Origin of the sequence: Enhygromyxa salina (assembly GCF_000737335.2) — a bacterium.
GTDB classification, from domain to species: Bacteria; Myxococcota_A; Polyangia; order Nannocystales; family Nannocystaceae; genus Plesiocystis; species Plesiocystis salina_C.
This window is the reverse complement of record NZ_JMCC02000034.1, coordinates 67,115-83,937: the sequence shown is the minus strand read 5'-3', so window position 1 is coordinate 83,937 and position 16,823 is coordinate 67,115. Positions and strand designations below refer to the sequence as shown.

Genomic DNA, 16,823 nt, shown 5'->3' with positions numbered 1-16,823 from the left:
CAAGCTCCGCATAAATATTGTAGCTGTGGTCCCAATTGTTCCCAAGCGGCGACCGCCCCGCGGCCGGCCCCAGGCGCGATCGATAGCGGCGCGCCCACACCAGGTCGAGCCCGACCGTACAGCCCCGCACCCGCAGATCAACCACCCGCTCATGGAATTCCCCCGAAAACAGATACCCAGCTTCATCGCGCGGACAAGCGCCATCCGGGCAGCGATCGAACGCGTGCGGCTCGCCAGCCGCCTGGCTGGGCGGCTCGAGCATCCTGACATCTAGAGCACCGCGCAGCCCCGGTGCGGGGAGGTCCGGGCGATCCCCACAGCCGCTGAGCAGCACCCAACATGCGGCGATGGCCACGCTGATCAACCGCTGAAAAGCATCCATCCTTCAGGCAACCTGCCACATTCGCAAGCAGGGCGAAGTGCCATCCGCACCAGTCGAGCCCGCAACTTTACTCGTCGCGGTCTGCGACGCGGAGACTATCTTGCGTTCTCGTTTGGCGCAGTCGCCGAGGGGGACAACGCACCCTCACAGCTTTCCTCGCGCGTCTCGTACTCGCAGCAGGCCGCCCACATGGCCGCGCGCCGGGGGATCTAGCGGACTCCGAACCCCCGCCGATCGAGCCTCCGGCCGAGGGCGAGTGAGCTGGCGGTCTTCACGGGTCTCGCCCCGCGCTGACTCCAGCGACGGGGCGTCTTTCCTGGTTGTGCTCGAATGGGGTGCCCACTGCCGTGGGGTCTTCCGCCGTTGTGCTCGAATGGGGTGCCCACTGCCGTGGGGCCTTCCGCCGTTGTGCTCGAATGGGGTGCCCACTGCCGCGGGGTCTTCCGCCGTTGTGCTCGAATGGGGTGCTCACTACCGCGGGGTCTTCCGCCGTTGTGCTCGAATGGGGTGCCCACCACCGCCGGGTCTTCCGCCGTTCAATTTGAATGGGGTGCCCACCGCCGCGGAGTCTTCCGACCTTGTGTTCGAATGGGGTGCCCACCGCCGCGGAGTCTTCCGTCGTTCAATTTGAATGGGGTCCCCACTGCCGCGGGGTCTTCCGTCGTTCAATTTGAATGGGGTCCCCACTGCCGCGGGGTCTTCCGTCGTTCAATTTGAATGGGGTCCCCACTGCCGCGGGGTCTTCCGTCGTTCAATTTGAATGGGGTCCCCACTGCCGCGGGGTCTTCCGTCGTTCAATTTGAATGGGGTCCCCACTGCCGCGGGGTCTTCCGTCGTTCAATTTGAATGGGGTCCCCACTGCCGCGGGGTCTTCCGTCGTTCAATTCGAATGGGGTGCCCACTGCCGCGGGGTCTTCCGCCGTTCAATGTGAATGGGGTGCCCACCGCCGCGGGGTGTTCCGAGCTTCGATCTTCTGAATCCGCCGCGGACACCAGCTCGCCGGGGGTTGCAGGCAGCCGTCACCGGTACAGCGAGAGGCTACGGTTGCCGACCCACCGCCGCGGTGCGCCCGTCCCATGCGAACGCAGCGTCTCCGCTGGCCGACCTGCGACCTGGACGGGGCTTCGTTCGCGGATGTCGCGCCACCCAGAGGACGGACGAGGACTACGATCGCGGACTTTCCGCCGCCCTCGGGACAGCTGCGAGCTACTCCGTCGCATGTCGAGGGAGCCGACACGACGGCCAACGCATACGTTCGAGGACTTCCTGCCGACCCCAGAGCAGCCGCGAGCTACGTCGTCGTAGCTTGCGGATGCCCCCCGGGCAGCCGGGGCCTACCCTCGCGTACTTCCCGCCGGCCTCGGGGTCGCTCACCATCGGCCGGTCGCTCCGCCGCCGCCCGAGCGACCGCCCCCGCCCTGAAAACCGCCACCACCACCACCACCACCGCCACCACCGCCGCGACCCACGAAGAACAACAGCAACATCGCAAGGCGTGGGCGGGTCACCAGCAGGATCAAGAACAACAGCACCCCCACAGCGATCGCCGCGAGCTGCAGCTTGGTCATGCCCGTCGACGGTTGCTGCGATCCGTCATCTGCCGGCAGCGATCCAGCCTGACCTTCAATCGCATCAACGAGGGCCTCGACACCCCCTTCGATCGCGGCGTCCCACTCGCCGCGCTCGATCTTGGGGATCATCTGGGTTCGGATGACCCGGTCGGCCATCATGTCGGTGACGAGCGGCTCGAGGTCATAGCCAACCTCAACCCGAACGGCGCGGTCATCTACGAACACGAATATCGCAAGTCCATCGTCGAGCTCGGCGCGGCCGATCTTCCACTGCTCGAACGCCTGGACCGCGAAGTCCTCGATCGGGACCTCGCCAGTGGTGTGGCTGATCCACACGACGATCTGGCGGCCGCTGGCGGCTTCGTAGGCTGCCAGGCGTTGGTCCAGCGACGCGCGGGCCGGCGTCGAGAGCACGCCGACCTCGTCGGTGACGCGGGCGCTGGGGGCTGGCGGAATTGCCGGCGAAGCGAAGGCCAGGGACGCCGCGAGACCCAGACAGACCAGCCCCACCAGTCCGAGCAGGACAACCCACCAGCGAGCGACGCGTCCGCGAGCGGGCGAGAAGCTCGCGCCCGAGCTGAAGACACCTGTGCGGGGCGCGGACATGGGCTCTCAAAACTCCACGGTGGGGACACTCGCCGCGCCCGGCTGGGCCTCGAAGTACGCCTTGGCGTCGAAGCGATCACCGAACATCCCGACGAACATCACGGTGGGGAAGGTCCCGCGCTTGGTGTTGAACGCCCGCGCGGCGTCGTTGAAGCGCTTGCGCTCGACGGCGATCCGGTTCTCGGTGCCCTCGAGCTGCGACTGCAAGGCCAGGAAATTCTCGTTGGCGCGAAGCTGCGGATATGCCTCGGAGACGACCAGCAGGCGGCTCAGCGCCGACGAGAGCTCGTCTTGGGCAGCCCGGTATCGCTCGAGCGCGGCGGGATCATCATAGGCCGCCCCTAGCTGCAGGCTCCCGACCTTGGCGCGCGCTTCGGTGACCGCCGTCAGGGTCTCGCGTTCATGTGCGGCCGCGCCCTGCACGGTGGCGACGAGGTTGGGGACCAGGTCGGCGCGGCGCTGGTAGGCGTTCTCGACCTGCGCCCACTGCCCGGCGACGGCCTCGCTCGAGCGCACCAGCGAGTTGTAGGTGCCGGCGAGCGTCGAACCAACGACGACAAAGAACAACGCCAGGACGGCGAGCACGACGAGACCAGGTCGTTTCATGCGGTGGGCTCCAAGCCGCTTCGAAGCTGGCACGGACATGGGCCCGCGACACGCGAAGAGCCTGCGGTGGTCCTCTGATCAAATCAATTCGATGCGGGCGATGAGCCCTCGCCCGATCTGAAAATAGTGCGTAAGGGCGCGGAACCTGCGCGTCACCGCATATATATCGCAGCTTTGGGGACGCAGAGGTGCCACCCTAGTGGGGCCGCGAGCAGGCGGCCACACGGATCCTATTGAGCGACAACAACGAGGACAATGAGCAATTGCGTAGGCGGGCGGGGCGTCTGCGCGAGCGTCGGCCCGCGGCGCCGACGTTCAGTCCCGACGACGACCCCGCCACGCTGTACGAAGAGCTGCAGCTCCACCACATCGAGCTGCAGCTCCAAAACGAGGAGCTGCTCGCCAGCCAGCATGAGGTCGAGCGCTCGCGCGACCGCTACCGCCGGCTCTACGACGAGGCCCCGGTGGGCTACCTGACCCTCGCGCCGAACACGACGATCCTCTTGGCCAACCTCACGGCCGCGGACTTGCTCGGGCTCGAGCACGGGGCCTTGATCGGCACGCCGCTGGCGCGCCACATGGACCAAGCGTCGGCCGATCTTCTGCACGCGCACCTTCAGCAGGTCATCCGCGACGGCGAAGCGCATACCTGCGAGCTCGGGGTGATCCGTGGCAACGGCAAGCACGCGTGGATGCGGCTCGAGAGCGTCCTCGACAACGAGGATCACGACGCCAACCCCGGTCGTCGCGCGTGCAAGACCATGTTCAGCGACGTCAGCTCGCGGCGTGAACTCCAGGCTCATCTGCAGCGGGCGGAACAGATCGAGATCATTGGGCGGCTCGCCAGCGGCGTCGCCCACGAGTTCAACAATCTGCTGATGGCGGTGTTGGGCGGTGCCACGAGCGCCCTGCTCGAGCTCGACGGACAGACCCGCGCCGCGCAACTTCTGCGAGACGTCAAGGCCGAGGCCATTCGTGGCGCCACGCTCACCCGACAGCTCTTGACGCTTGGGCAGTATGGCGACGACGCGTGCGCGGTCGTCGATGTCAACGCGGTCGTCGCTCAGAACGCGCGGATCCTGCGGCACACGTTGCCAGAGGACATCGGGCTGTCGTTCCAACTGGGCGCCAAGAATGGCCGTGTGTGGGCTCAGCAGGGCCAGATCGAGCAGGTGCTCGCCAACCTGGTGCTCAACGCTCGCCACGCGGTGAGCGAGGGCGGCCGCGTGAAGGTGCAGACCGCCGAGCTCACCCTCGACGAGGCCGAGGCGCAGAGGCTGGGGGGAACCGCGGGGGTCTACGTCACGATCTCCGTCGTCGACACGGGGCTCGGCATGGACGAAGAGACCACGGCTCGCTTGTTCGAGCCCTTCTTCACGACCAAGTCGGTGGGCGAGGGGACGGGGCTCGGGATGTCCACGGTCTGCCGAATCGTGCGGGGGGTGGGGGGGCAGATCGAGGTTGAGAGTGAGCTGGGTGTTGGCACGACGGTGCGGGTGCTCTTGCCGCTCACCTCTCGCCCGCTGGCAGCTCCAACCGAGGGGGCGCAGGCGCCGGGCCGTGGCGACGAGACCGTGTTGGTCGTGGAGGAGGAGGGCTTGGTCCGTCACACCGTGCAGAACTATCTGTCACGCTGGGGCTATGGGGTGCTCGAGGCCGAGGACGGTGATCAGGCCCTCGAGCTGATCAGGACCCGCCCGGATATCGATCTGCTCCTGACTGACATGGTGTTGCCACACGCGAGCGGCATCGATCTGGCGGCGGCCGCCGTGGGCCTGCGCCCGCAGCTGCCGGTGCTGTTCATGTCGGCGCATCCAAAGGCCAAGCTGGTGCGAGAACGCCGGCTGTCGCCAGAGGCGCCCGCCCTCCAGAAGCCCTTCAAGGAAGACACGTTGCTGGCCAAAGTGCGCGAAGTGTTGGGCAGCGGGTCCGGTCCAACGCGGGCCCCGCCCGCGGGTGAGATGGTGCTGCTCATCGAGGACGACGACCTGGCCCGCGACGCGATGGAGCTGCTGCTCGACGATGAGGGCTATCAGGTGCTTGCAGCGCGGGACGGGGCTCAGGCGATCGCCATAGCGAGCGAACACGGCGAGGCGATCGATGTGGTGGTCACCGACTTCGGTCTCCCCAACACCTCGCCACATGAGCTCGTGGGGCGCCTCGAGACGCTGGTCCGGCCCCGCGCGATCGTGGTGCTCTCGGGGCGCTCGGGTGCCGACCCGCAGGTCCTCGAGCTGCTGGCGCTGACAACGGCGAGGTCGTCCTTCCTCGAGAAGCCGATCGAGATCGAGCAGCTGGTGGCCGCGATTCAGCAGCTGCTGGCGTCAGGATGATCAGTCGAGCTGCCGGACCGCGACCGCCATCGCCGAGACGCATTCGACCTCGCCATCTTCGTCGCGTTGCGGGTGCGCACACACCCGCCAGATATTTGACGCGTCGTTGATCTCGAGCAGCAGGTCTTGCTCCTCGCCAACGCCAGTCGCGAGCACGCGGCGCTCGAGCTCCAGCAGCCGCGAGGCGCCTTCACCCGCAGCGAGCTCATCGATGCGCTTGCCGACCATCTGTGTCGCGGACAGGCCTGGGAACGGGTTGCCGACCCAGCAAAATCGCAGCTCCCGGTCTACCCGCCAGAATACGACGGGCACGCTACACGCCGTCAACACGACGGCCATGGACTCGTCGTCTCGACGGATCTGATCCTCGATTCGCTGCAACTCGGCGAACGCCCGCTTTTGGTCGGTGATGTCCACGAAGGTCATGACCAGGCCATCGATGACGTTGTCGGTGGTCCGGTAGGGGACCATGCGCATCAGGTACCAATTCCCGTTCTTACCCTGCAGCTCGCGCTCGAGGCGAATCAGCGTGCGGGCGACCGCGGTGGCGTCGGCGACCAGCGACTCATAGTGAAGCTCGGAGGCGAGGTCGCCGATCGGGCGACCGACGTCGCTCCAGATCAGCTTGATGATCCGGGTTGCGCTGGCGGTGAAGCGCTTGATGCGAAGGTCATTGTCCAAGAACACGGTGGCGATCTCGGTGCTGTTGAGGAGGTTGGTCATGTCGTCATTGGCCTGCGACAGATCGGCGACCTTCTCTTCGAGCTCGCTGTTGACGGTGTGCAATTCCTCGTTGAGCGACTGCATCTCCTCTTTCGAGGTCTCGATCTCCTCGTTGGTGGACTGCAGCTCTTCGTTGGTAGACTGCAGCTCTTCGTTGGCAGACTTGAGCTCCTCGTTGGAGGTCTCGAGCTCCTCGATCGTGCTGCGCAGCGTCTCTTTGGTGTAGCGAAGTTCGTTCTCCACGGCCTGCAGCTGGTTGGTGTTGTCGGCGCCGCTTGGCCGCTCGACTTCGAGCGCCGCGAGCTGCTCGGGCGGTGGACACGGCACGAAGGTGAACAGGATCAGCCCCTGCAGCTGCTGCGGATCCGTGAGCCGTCGGGCGCTCACGTCGACGTGGGAGAAGGTGCCGTTGCTGCGCACGCGGACGTGATCGTGGCGGACCTCGGCGTCGCGCGAGGCCGCTTGGCGCAGGCAAGTCGCCAGCGAGGGTTGCAGGCCCTCGCGGGCCATGTCGAGCAGGTTGAGGCTGGGCTGGCCAGGCGCGGGCTCGAAGTACTGGCCGATCCGACCGTGGATGTGGATGATCGTGCCGCGCTCGTTGACGACCACGCTTGGCGGCACGTGCTCGGCGATCAGGACCTTCTCGACCAGCCGGGCGACGGGCGCGGCGGTGGGCTTGCGCGGTAGCTCTCGGTGCTCGCGCGTCGTCAGATCCGCATGGGCCGAGGCGGCGAGCGGGAACCGCGGCAACAGGTTGGGGCTGGTGGACACGCGGCGGAACAGCTTGGTCCGCTTGTCAACGGAGGTGAACAGATCTGCAAAATTGCCGACCGACTCCGAAGTGCCAAGAAACATCAAGCCGCCGGGCCTGAGCGCATAGTGAAACAGACCAACGATACGGCGCTGTAGCTGGCTGTTGAGGTAGATCAGCAAGTTTCGACACGACAGCAGATCGAGCTTTGTGAACGGTGGATCGGCGATCACGTTGTGGGGCGCGAAGATCACCATGTCTCGGATCTCCTTGCGGACACGATAGGCGGCCTCGTCCTTGGCGAAGTAGCGCCCGAGTCGAGGCTCGCCCACGTCGACCGCGATGCCCTCGGGATAGATGCCAGCCCGCGCCCTGTCGATCGCCGTCGCGTCGAGGTCCGTGGCGAAGATCTGCAGGACCAGGCGCTTGTTGAGCTCGCGGGTGGCCTCGTGCAGCAAGATCGCGATGGAGTAGGCCTCTTCGCCGGTCGAGCACCCGGCAACCCACACTCGCACGGAGTCGCCGTCGCGCTTGTGCTCGAGCAGCTCGGGCAGCTTGTCCGCGAGCGTAGCGAACGCCTCGGGGTCGCGGAAGAAATTGGTGACGCCGATCAGCAGCTCTTTGAACAGGATGTCGAATTCGATCGGGTTTTGCTGCAGATACGCGACGTAGTCGCGCGGGGACTCGAACTGGTGCAGGTTCATGCGTCGCTCGATGCGACGCCGGATCGTGTTTTCTTTGTAGCCCGAGAAGTCGTGACCGGTGTGATCACGAACCATGACCAGGATCTTGCGGATGTCTTGCAGGGACACATCCGAGTTCTGGCGTGGTTGACCGGAGGTGGTGCGGGCCGCGTAGTTCACGATCTTGCGGGCGATCTCGGCCGGGGTCCCGATAAAGTCGACGACGCTGGTCGCGATCACGCTGCGTGGCATGCCGTCGTAGGTGGCGGAGTTTGGATCCTCGGCCAGGACCAGGCCGGTCTCGCGCTTGATGATCTTCGCGCCAACGGAGCCGTCGCTGCCGGTCCCCGACAGCACCACGGCGAGGGCACGATCACCCAGCTCCTCGGCCAACGAGCGGAAAAAATAGTCGATCGGCAGGACCGGCGCGCTCGAGTTGTTTCCGCTCACCGAGCGCATGTCGTGCAGGGTGCCGCCCATCAACGCCAGGCGTCCGCCCGGGGGCGACAGGTACACGTGGTTGGGCTCGACCAGCATGCCATCCGTGGCCTCGACGACCGGCAATGTGGTGTGCTTGCCAAGGATCTCGGGCATCAAGCTGACGTGGCCGGCGTGCTGGTGGGTGATGACGACGAAGGCGAGGCCAGAGTCCGTTGGCAGGTTCTCGAAGAACGCCGTCAACGCCTGCAGCCCCCCAGCTGACGCGCCCAAGCCCGCGACCATGAAGTTACCCGCTCGTGGCTCGGGCTGCGCTTCGTTGGTGTCGCTCGCTTGGTCTTGCATGGCGGCCAGAGCTTAGCGAGGCTGACGCGCCAGTGCACAGGCCCCCGACCTTGGCGCGCGCTTCGGTGACCGCCGCCAGGGGCACGCGTTCATGTGCGGCCGCGCCCTGATCGGTGGCGACGAGGCTGGGGACCAGGTCGGCGCGGCGCTGGCAGGCGTCCTCGACCTGCGCCCACTGTTCCGCGAGCGTTGAACCAACGACGACGACGATCAACGCCAGGACGGCGAGCCACGACGAGACCAGGGCGTTTCATGCAGTGGGCTCCAAGCCGCTTCGAAGCTGACACGGACATGGGTCCGCGACACGGGAAGCGCCTGCGGTGGTCCTCCGATCAGTTCGCTGCCTACGGCGAACCCGTCCCCCCAAAGCCGTCCACAAGCGGGCGAGAAGCTCTGGCCCGATCTGAAAGCAATGCGTCAGGGCGCGGAACCTGCGCGTTGACGTATTTTTTTCGCAGCTATGGGGACGACGAGGTGCCACCCTAATAGGGCCGCGACCAGTCGGCCACACGGAAGAGTGAAAAGCGAGGACAATGAGCAGTTGCGTAGGCGGGCGGAGCGTCTGCGCGAGCGTCGGCTCGCAGCGCCAGCGTTCAGTCCCGACGACGACCCCGCCACGCTGTACGAAGAGCTGCAGATCCACCACATCGAGCTGCAGCTCCAAAACGAGGAGCTGCTCGCCACCCAGCGAGAGGTCGAGCGGTCCCGCGACCGCTACCGTCGGCTCTACGACGAGGCCCCGGTGGGCTACCTGACCCTCGCGCCGGACACGACGATCCTCGCGGCCAACCTCACGGCCGCGGGCTTGCTCGGGCTCGAGCACGGGGCCTTGGTCGGCACGCCGCTGTCGCGCCGCATGGACCCATCGTCGGCCGATCTTCTGCACGCGCACCTTCAGCACGTCATCCGCGACGGCGAACCACATACCTGCGAGCTCGGGGTGCTCCGCGCCGACGGCAAGCAGGCGTGGATGCGGCTCGAGAGCGTCCCCGACAGCGAGGATGACGACGCCCACCCCGGTCGCCCGGTGTGCCGGACCGCGTTCAGCGACGTCAGCCAGCGGCGCGAGCTCCAGGCTCATCTGCAGCGGGCGGAACAGATCGAGATCATTGGGCGGCTCGCCAGCGGCGTCGCCCACGAGTTCAACAATCTGCTGATGGCGATGTTGGGCTGTGCCAGCAGCGCCCTGCTCGAGCTCGACGAACAGACCCGCGCTGCACAACTTCTGCGAGACCTCAAGGCCGAGGCCATTCGTGGCGCCACGCTCACCCGGCAGCTCTTGGCGCTTGGGCGGTTTGGCGACGACGCGTGCGCGGTCGTCGATGTCAACGCGATCGTCGCTCAGAACGCGCGGATCCTGCGTCACACGTTGCCAGAGGACATCGGGCTGTCGTTCCAGCTGAGCGCCAAAGAAGGCCGTGTGTGGGCTCAGCAGGGCCAGATCGAGCAGGTGCTCGCCAACCTGGTGCTCAACGCTCGCGACGCGGTGAGCGAGGGCGGCCGCGTGAAGGTGCAGACCGCCGAGCTCGCCCTCGACGAGGCCGAGGCACAGAGCCTGGGGCTGACCGCGGGGGTCTATGTCACGATCACCGTCGCCGACACGGGGCTCGGCATGGACGAAGAGACCAAGGTCCGCTTGTTCGAGCCCTTCTTCACGACCAAGGCGGTCGGCGAGGGCACGGGGCTCGGGATGTCCACGGTCTACCGGGTCGTGCAGCAGTTGGGTGGACAGATCGAGGTTGAGAGTGAGCTGGGTGTTGGCACGACGGTGCGCGTGCTCTTGCCGCTCACCTCTCGCCCGCTGGCATCTCCAACCGAGGGATCACAGGCGCCGGGCCGTGGCGACGAGACCGTGTTGGTCGTGGAGGACGAGGGCTTGGTCCGTCAAACCGTGCGGAACTATCTGTCACGCTGGGGCTATGGGGTGCTCGAGGCCGAGGACGGCGAGCAGGCCCTCGAGCTGATCAGGGCCCGCCCAGATATCGACCTGGTACTTACTGACATGGTGCTGCCACGCTCGAGCGGCACGGATCTGGTGGCCGCCGCCGTGGGCCTGCGGCCGCAGCTGCGGGTGCTGTTCATGTCGGCGCATCCAAAGGTCAAGCTGGTGCGAGAGCGCCGGCTCTCGCCAGAGGCGCCCGCCCTCCAGAAGCCCTTCACGGAAGACACGTTGCTGGCCAAAGTACGCGAGGTGTTGGGCAACGGGTCCGGTCCAACGCAGTCCCCGCCCGCGGGTGAGCTGGTGCTGCTCATCGAGGACGACGATCTGGCCCTCGACGCGATGGAGCTGCTGCTCGACGACGAGGGCTATCAGGTGCTCGCCGCACGCGACGGCGCTCAGGCGCTCGCGATCGCGAGTGAACACGGCGAGGCGATCGATGTGGTGGTCACGGATCTCGGTCTCCCCAACACCTCGCCACGCGAGCTGCTCGAGGGCCTGCAGACGCTGGCTCGGCCCCGCGCGATCGTGATCCTCTCGGGTCGCTCGTGTGCCGACCCAGAGGTCCTCGAGCTGCTCGCGCTGACAACGACGAGGTCGACCTTCCTCGAGAAGCCGATCGAGATCGAGCAGCTGGTGGCCGCGATTCAGCAGCTGCTGGCGTCACCATGATCCGTCGAGCAGGTTGAGGGTGGGGCTCGAACGCAGGCGGGCTCAATCCTCGCCAATTGTTGCCAGGCTGATTCGCAGCTGCGCTGGCGGCCCGGCGCTGGCGGAGGCGCCGCGGGGCGCGAGCTGCATCTCGACGCCCGCGGACTGCAGCCGCTCGACGAGAGCTTTGGCCCGGGCCTGGCCGAGCGCCCGGGATTTGTCACCCCGGTCGTCGCCGTATCCGGTGATCACGGCGGTCACGGTTGCGGGGTTGAAGCTGCGCAGGCGCACGACGAGATCGTCGACGTGCACGGTGTGTTCATTGGACAGCGCGGGCTCGTTGGCGTTGAACCATGACGTATCCGCGACAGGAAGCGCGAGCTCGCCAAGCGGCCGCGCGCTCTGGTCCGCCGTGACAGTGGGGGCAGGCGCGCAGGCATGTTTGGCTTCACGACCTTCGGCAGCGGCCATGAGCGCGCGCGCGTCGATCAGGCGGTTGAGGCTGTCCCGGCTTGGGGAAGGTCCGGTGACCAGATCCCGGGCGCGCAGCGTCGCCCAAGTCGCTTCGACCGCCTCGCTCAGCAGGGGGCCCTTGTCGTCGGTCCCCAGCAGCCAGGGCAGGGCACCCGCGGCGTCGGGCCTGCACAGACCAAGCAACGCTGCGCCGGCCTCGGCCGCGCTCAGGCCCGAGCTGGTCACGAGCTGCTGGATCAGGGCCTCGCGCTCGGCGGGCTCGCTGTGCTGGGCGTCGACGACTTCGTAGGCGCGGCCGACCACCGCGCTGACCAACTCGGGGCCCGAAGCGAGGGTGCGCTCACTGGCGATCAACAGGTGGATGACGGTTGTTGGGAGATCGGCGGTGCTGACGGCGACCGTCATGCCAGCGTCGCGCGCCTGGCTGAGCCACGGCTCGCTCAACATCGCGGCGACGATCGGTGCGTCATCGCTGGCTTCGGCCGCGAGCGCGTCGTAGACGGAGCGGGCGTCGGCCGGCTCGTCGCTGCGCTGGACGGTTGGTTGAGCGATCGCGCTGAGCAGCGCGTCGAGTCGAAGCTCGAGGGACGCGCCTGGGCTCGCGCTGGCGTAGGCGAGCACCACGGGATGCTCGAGCTTGCGGCCGAGCTTGGCGAGGTCCTCGAGCGAGCGCAGGCTGGGGTGCTCCACGCTGTCGAGCACCAAGCCGTCGGCGCCTACCGAGACCGCCACGACCGCGACGATCTTGGCGCCGGCCAGGGCGTCCGCGGGCGCACGCAACAGCTGGTCGAGACGCATCAGCGCAAACTCGGCCTCGCCGGCCGCGAGCATGGCGAGCGGCTCGGTGGCGTCCGGGCCTGGCGTCACCGTGTACTCGTACAGGATGTCGTCGGTCGCGAGCTTGTCCATGCGGTGGTGACGAAAGCCCGCGTGGCTCGGGTGATCGTCGCCGATGACCCGCGCCTTGCGGAGCCCGAAGTCGTCAGCGGGGGCGGCGTCGAGCGGGTCGTCGGCGCGGGCGTCGAGCCACGCCATGAGCTTGGGCCCACCAAATACAGCCGCCGCACCGACGGCCAGGACGCCGATGATCCAGATCAGCCAGCGGGCGGCGCCGCTGCGACCCTGGGACACCACTGGATTGTGGCTGGTCGTGTGCTGGCGCGCGATCGAGGGCCCGCGGGCGGGCATGTCGAGCTGCAGGGGCGACCCGGTGAACGCTGGGACGCTGCGGTGCCCGCCCGTTGGCGCCCGGGGGATCGGGTCATCAATGACAAACCCGTCTTCGTCGACGCCGTGGCGGCCATGGTCGGGAGCGTGGACCAGGTCGTGCTCGAGATCCTGAACGAGCCCGGCGCCGTGGTCTTGCGCGTCGACTGCGAGGACCCCGGACTTGGCCGCCTGCATGACCGGCGCCGACAACATCGACTCGTTGGGCAGCCCATCGAGCGCCAAGAAGTCGTCCGCGTCCTCGATCCTGATCTCGTTGGTCTGCAGGAAGGTTGCTTGATGGGCCAGACCGGTCTGTGTTGGTTGTTGCGCGAGCCCGGTCTGGCGCTCGAGGTAGCGCATCACGACCTGGGCCAGCTCGGTGCCCGCGTCGCGGTAGCCCGTCCAAGCCTGCAGCAGCTCGAGCGCCTCGGCGGCGCTGCGGATGCGTTGGCGTGGATCCGCGGCGAGCAAGCCTCGCCGCAGGCGCTCGAGGGTTCGGGGGATCTCGCGGGGGTGCTTGGGCGCGGGCACGCTGCCGTTGAGGGCCATGCCCAGCAGCCGCGCGTCGTCGACCCCTTCGCCGCGAAACACGCTGCCATCGAGCATCTCGTGGAGGACCGCCCCCGCGGCGAACAGGTCGACGGCTGGCGAGCGCGACTCACCACGCAGCTGCTCGGGCGGCATGTAGCGAGCCTTGCCCTTCACGTGGGTGCCCGAGGTGTCTTCGCTGGACAGCCGCGCGACCCCGAAGTCAGTCAGCTTGACCTCGCCCTCGACCGACAGCATCACGTTGTGCGGTGAGATGTCACGGTGGACCAGCGACAACAGCTCCGCTTCATGGACGAGGTTGTGGGCGTAGTCGAGGCCCGTCAGGATCTCTCCGATGACGTAGGCGATGACCTGCGGGGCCAGGCGCTCGCCGGTCTCGGCCATGTACTTGCGCAGCCGCGCGAGGTCGAGCCCGTGGACGAACTCCATCGCAATGTAGGCCTGCCCGGCGACCTCGGCCGCGTCAAACACATGGACGATGTTTGGGTGGCGCAGCAACATCGCCAGGCGTGCTTCTTCGAGCAGGATCTGGCGAAACGCTGGGACGTCGGCGAGCCGCTCGGGGAGGCACTTCACGGCGAGGACTTCGTGGTCGCTCGCCCCGCGTCGGTGGGCCGCCCAGACCTCGCCCATGCCGCCTGCGCCGATCATGCGGACGAGTTCGTAGGGTCCAAGTCGCATGCGGTCGCCACAGTCTACCAGCGGTTGTGACAACCCAGCCCCGCGATCCGGTCGGCGAAGCCCCCGATGATCCACATGGCCGCGATCCTTGGACAAAAACACTGCACATCTGCCGATGTCCGTGCGATGTTCTGCGCCATGCAACCCTGAGTCCGAGGAGCCTCCGAGGAGTCCGGGTTGCCAACGTCGCGCGCGGGACTGCATGTTTGCTCGGGTGTGGGGGGGACGATGGCGGCGCGGACGGGTCGGATCCAACCGAGACCCGTGACGCGGCCACGCAGACGAGCACCGACACCGCGGCCGGGACCGAGACCGGAGATGAGCCGGAGCCCAACCTCCTCGAGGTCCCCGGTGCCACCTTCTTCCTGGGTGGCGGGCCAGACGACGAATGTTCGAGCGGCGCAAGACCGACGCCGAGGCCGCCCACCCCGAGCACGGGTTCCGCTGTGCCGCGGACATGCCCTGAGCGGCGACTCGAGATCGGCGGCTTCTGATCGGCGTGATTGAGGGCGTCGACCGGAATGACATTCGCGATCGTGCTGCCGCCAAGTGTCAGCATTGCAGAAGCGGTGATAGGGCGAGCGGGGCGACGCGCTGTGTTTGCGTTAGAGCGAATGACACCCGCATCGAATGGCGCGACGGCGTGCTCCGCCAGTATGCTCGGACACATGAGCAACGAGGATGATAGGCGTCGTGAGGTTCGGGTCGAGTTGCGGTCGGTGGGTGTCGTTGATCTAGGCGATCGCACCGTCGCGTGTCAGACCCTGGATGTGTCGCGAACCGGGCTGGCGGTGTTGGCCGCTGCCCCAGCTCCGACCTGTCCGGTCCAGGTCCGCTTCAAGCTGGGCAGCAGCGAGGCGGCGTGGACAGATGTCGAGGCGATGGTCGTTCACAGCCACCCCCTAGGCGACGGCCAGAACCACATCTGGGGGCTGAAGCTGCACCCGATGGACCTGGGCACGCGAACGCGAGTGCGCGGCTATATCGCGGCGCGGCGACAGGGAGCGGGGCGACGCCGCAACTGATACCGTCACGCCAAGAACGTCGACATGTCGCGACCAGAAAATCACCTACTCGATCCAGCAGCCAGCGCTGCGGCGCTCGCAGACCTCGACGGCTGGACCCTCGATGAGCGGCTGCGCAAGCGCTATTGCTTCGCCGACTTCCCAACCGCGATCGCGTTCATGACCGCCGCAGGGTTCGACGCCGAGCGCCTGTGCCACCATCCGAATTGGACCAACGTCTACAATCGCGTCGAGGTCGAGCTGTGGTCGCACGACCTTGGCGGGGTGTCGGCGCTGTGCTTCGAGCTGGCCAAGGCCATGGACGCCCGGTTTCACGCCTTCCAGACTAGCCACTAGCCGCCCTCACAGACAGTCGACGTCGCCAACCTCGCAGGCGAGCACCACGAAGGTGTACTCGCCGCTTTGCTCGATCGCCTGACCATTCACGTAGGTGTCGAGTGAAAAATAGTAGGTGCCGGGGTCGAGGGTGAGCTCGAGCAGGCGATCCGCGCGGGCGATGCAGCCTGCTTCGCTCGCGGTGTCGTCGAGCACGTGGATGTCGATGTCGACGCCGGCGCGATCCAGGACCATCGCGCGGATCGGCGTGGTCTGGGCCAGCTCGAGCTGATAGATGTTCTCGGGGCCAGACTCGTCGGCGAGCGCGCCGCAGCCCGCGTACACGTCGAGCATCAGGCTGGGCGCGCCGATCGTGCTGTTGGTGTCGGCGAAGGGCAGGCCGGGGATCTCGAGGGGCGAGTCGATGTCGCCGAGGCCCTGCAAGAACAGCGCGGGCTCGTCGATGTCTGGGTCTGGGTCTGGGTCTGGGTCTGGGTCCGCCGCCAGCAGCGATCGGTGGGTTCGATCCAGGCCCTGCAGCGCGATCAGGTTGCGCATGTTGTAGCCGTGGGTCAGGCCCTCGGGGCTGAACAGGCACACGCCATCGCTGAAGCCCTCGAGGTGCAGGCCGTCGCCCGAGATCCCGTGGTTGGGCAGCGGCTCTGTCGCCAGGCGCAGGTCAATGAAGGGGATCGAGCGGGCCTGGGCCAGGCCGCGCGACACCGCGTTGTAGGTCTGAACCCACAGATCCGCGGGCTCGGAGTCCAGGCGTCGCGAGATGCCAAACACGATCGGGACGACCCCCGCGTCGATCAGCAGATCCAGCAGGTCGCTCATGTTGGCGAAGTAGCCTGGCATCGCCGAGGCGTAGGTGATGCCAAGCTGCATGTCGTTGGTGCCGTAGTGGACCAACGCGAGGCTGGGGCCTTTGGGGTGGATCGCGGCGCGCTCTTGCTCGATCGGCGCGGGCATGCCCTCGATCGCCCAGCCCGCGCCCTTGCCCGACATCGCCGCGAGCGTGTCACGATCGAAGGGGGTCGTGTTGCCGGCTTCTCCGAGCAAGAAAAAATCCAGGGTCGAGCCGAGCGCGTCTTCGTGGATGTCGAGATCGACGACGCCGTCGGCGAAGCAATACAGCGTGCTCGGGCTGACCGTGCTCGATGCCCCGACCTTCATGAACACGTCGGCGGGGGCGGCGGGGGCGAGGCTGCGGATCGACGCGAGGTTGTCGCGCACGAACGCGTTGATCGGAGAGTGCACGCGGTCGTCGGGGTAGAGCGGCGGGCCGTAGGGGTCGCCGTCGCCTGGGTCGCCGTCGCCATCGCCATCGCCATCGCCCGGGTCGCCGTCACCATCGCCATCGCCATCGCCGGTCTCGGCGTCTGGCAAGTCGGGCAGCGCGTCGGTCGTGGCGTCCGTGGTGTCGTCGCCCGTCTCGAACGAGGTCGACTCGGCGCCAGGAGCCCGTCCCTGGGCGGGGGCGACGCAACCCGTAGCGATCAGCAACCAGCAGGCACGAGCGCGCACGGACTTCACGATAG

Annotated in this window: 11 protein-coding genes; 4 read left to right on the top strand and 7 right to left on the bottom strand. The window is 67.3% G+C overall.

The features are described from left to right. The 3 genes from DB30_RS15020 to DB30_RS15010 form a co-directional block, all read right to left on the bottom strand. Positions 1-382, bottom strand: a 382-nt coding sequence (locus tag DB30_RS15020; RefSeq protein ID WP_146658989.1) for a DUF6531 domain-containing protein, incomplete at its 3' end; no start/stop codon positions are given. Positions 383-1,753: 1,371 nt separating this feature from the next. Beyond that, entirely contained in the window at positions 1,754-2,560 is an 807-nt protein-coding gene (locus DB30_RS15015) for a TPM domain-containing protein (RefSeq protein WP_146658987.1), read from the bottom strand. Positions 2,561-2,566: 6 nt separating this feature from the next. After that, positions 2,567-3,166 (bottom strand): LemA family protein, encoded by a 600-nt coding sequence (locus DB30_RS15010; protein ID WP_052549382.1) that lies wholly within the window; start codon positions 3,164-3,166, stop codon positions 2,567-2,569. A gap of 233 nt (positions 3,167-3,399) precedes the next feature. Here DB30_RS15010 and DB30_RS15005 point away from each other — a divergent pair, with 233 nt between their 5' ends. Beyond that, entirely contained in the window at positions 3,400-5,499 is a 2,100-nt protein-coding gene (locus tag DB30_RS15005; RefSeq protein WP_052549380.1) for a hybrid sensor histidine kinase/response regulator, read from the top strand. On the opposite strand, the gene DB30_RS15000 is transcribed toward DB30_RS15005, so the two are convergent. Together DB30_RS15000 and DB30_RS14995 are read right to left on the bottom strand one after the other, a co-directional pair. Then, positions 5,500-8,439, bottom strand: coding sequence for a CheR family methyltransferase (locus tag DB30_RS15000; RefSeq protein ID WP_052549378.1), 2,940 nt, complete (start codon positions 8,437-8,439; stop codon positions 5,500-5,502). Next, a complete protein-coding gene (locus DB30_RS14995) occupies positions 8,384-8,575 on the bottom strand; it encodes a LemA family protein (protein ID WP_240480238.1) in 192 nt (63 codons plus the stop codon). Before DB30_RS14995 ends, DB30_RS15000 begins: the two co-directional genes overlap by 56 nt. Positions 8,576-8,980: 405 nt before the next feature. Here DB30_RS14995 and DB30_RS14990 point away from each other — a divergent pair, with 405 nt between their 5' ends. Further along, positions 8,981-11,050: a hybrid sensor histidine kinase/response regulator gene (locus tag DB30_RS14990; protein WP_165703774.1), complete on the top strand. Its 2,070-nt coding sequence runs from the start codon at positions 8,981-8,983 to the stop codon at positions 11,048-11,050. Positions 11,051-11,092: 42 nt separating this feature from the next. On the opposite strand, the gene DB30_RS14985 is transcribed toward DB30_RS14990, so the two are convergent. Further along, complete coding sequence (locus tag DB30_RS14985) at positions 11,093-13,942, bottom strand: protein kinase domain-containing protein (protein ID WP_165703773.1); 2,850 nt, start codon at positions 13,940-13,942, stop codon at positions 11,093-11,095. A gap of 668 nt (positions 13,943-14,610) precedes the next feature. On the opposite strand from DB30_RS14985, the gene DB30_RS14980 reads away from it, so the two are divergent. Then, positions 14,611-14,967, top strand: coding sequence for a PilZ domain-containing protein (locus tag DB30_RS14980; RefSeq protein ID WP_165703772.1), 357 nt, complete (start codon positions 14,611-14,613; stop codon positions 14,965-14,967). Between the two features lie 24 nt (positions 14,968-14,991). After that, on the top strand, positions 14,992-15,303 hold the full coding sequence (locus DB30_RS14975; RefSeq protein ID WP_052549368.1) for a 4a-hydroxytetrahydrobiopterin dehydratase: 312 nt from the start codon (positions 14,992-14,994) through the stop codon (positions 15,301-15,303). 6 nt (positions 15,304-15,309) lie between these two features. Here DB30_RS14975 and DB30_RS14970 read toward each other — a convergent pair whose 3' ends face one another. Next, complete coding sequence (locus DB30_RS14970; protein WP_146658978.1) at positions 15,310-16,809, bottom strand: SGNH/GDSL hydrolase family protein; 1,500 nt, start codon at positions 16,807-16,809, stop codon at positions 15,310-15,312. Positions 16,810-16,823: the final 14 nt, after the last annotated feature.

Coding starts and splice junctions, on each gene's coding strand:
- DB30_RS15015 (WP_146658987.1), bottom strand. CDS start 2,560: ATGTCCGCGCCCCGCACAGGTGTCTTCAGCTCGGGCGCGAGCTTCTCG.
- DB30_RS15010 (WP_052549382.1), bottom strand. CDS start 3,166: ATGAAACGACCTGGTCTCGTCGTGCTCGCCGTCCTGGCGTTGTTCTTT.
- DB30_RS15000 (WP_052549378.1), bottom strand. CDS start 8,439: ATGCAAGACCAAGCGAGCGACACCAACGAAGCGCAGCCCGAGCCACGA.
- DB30_RS14985 (WP_165703773.1), bottom strand. CDS start 13,942: ATGCGACTTGGACCCTACGAACTCGTCCGCATGATCGGCGCAGGCGGC.
- DB30_RS14980 (WP_165703772.1), top strand. CDS start 14,611: ATGAGCAACGAGGATGATAGGCGTCGTGAGGTTCGGGTCGAGTTGCGG.
- DB30_RS14975 (WP_052549368.1), top strand. CDS start 14,992: ATGTCGCGACCAGAAAATCACCTACTCGATCCAGCAGCCAGCGCTGCG.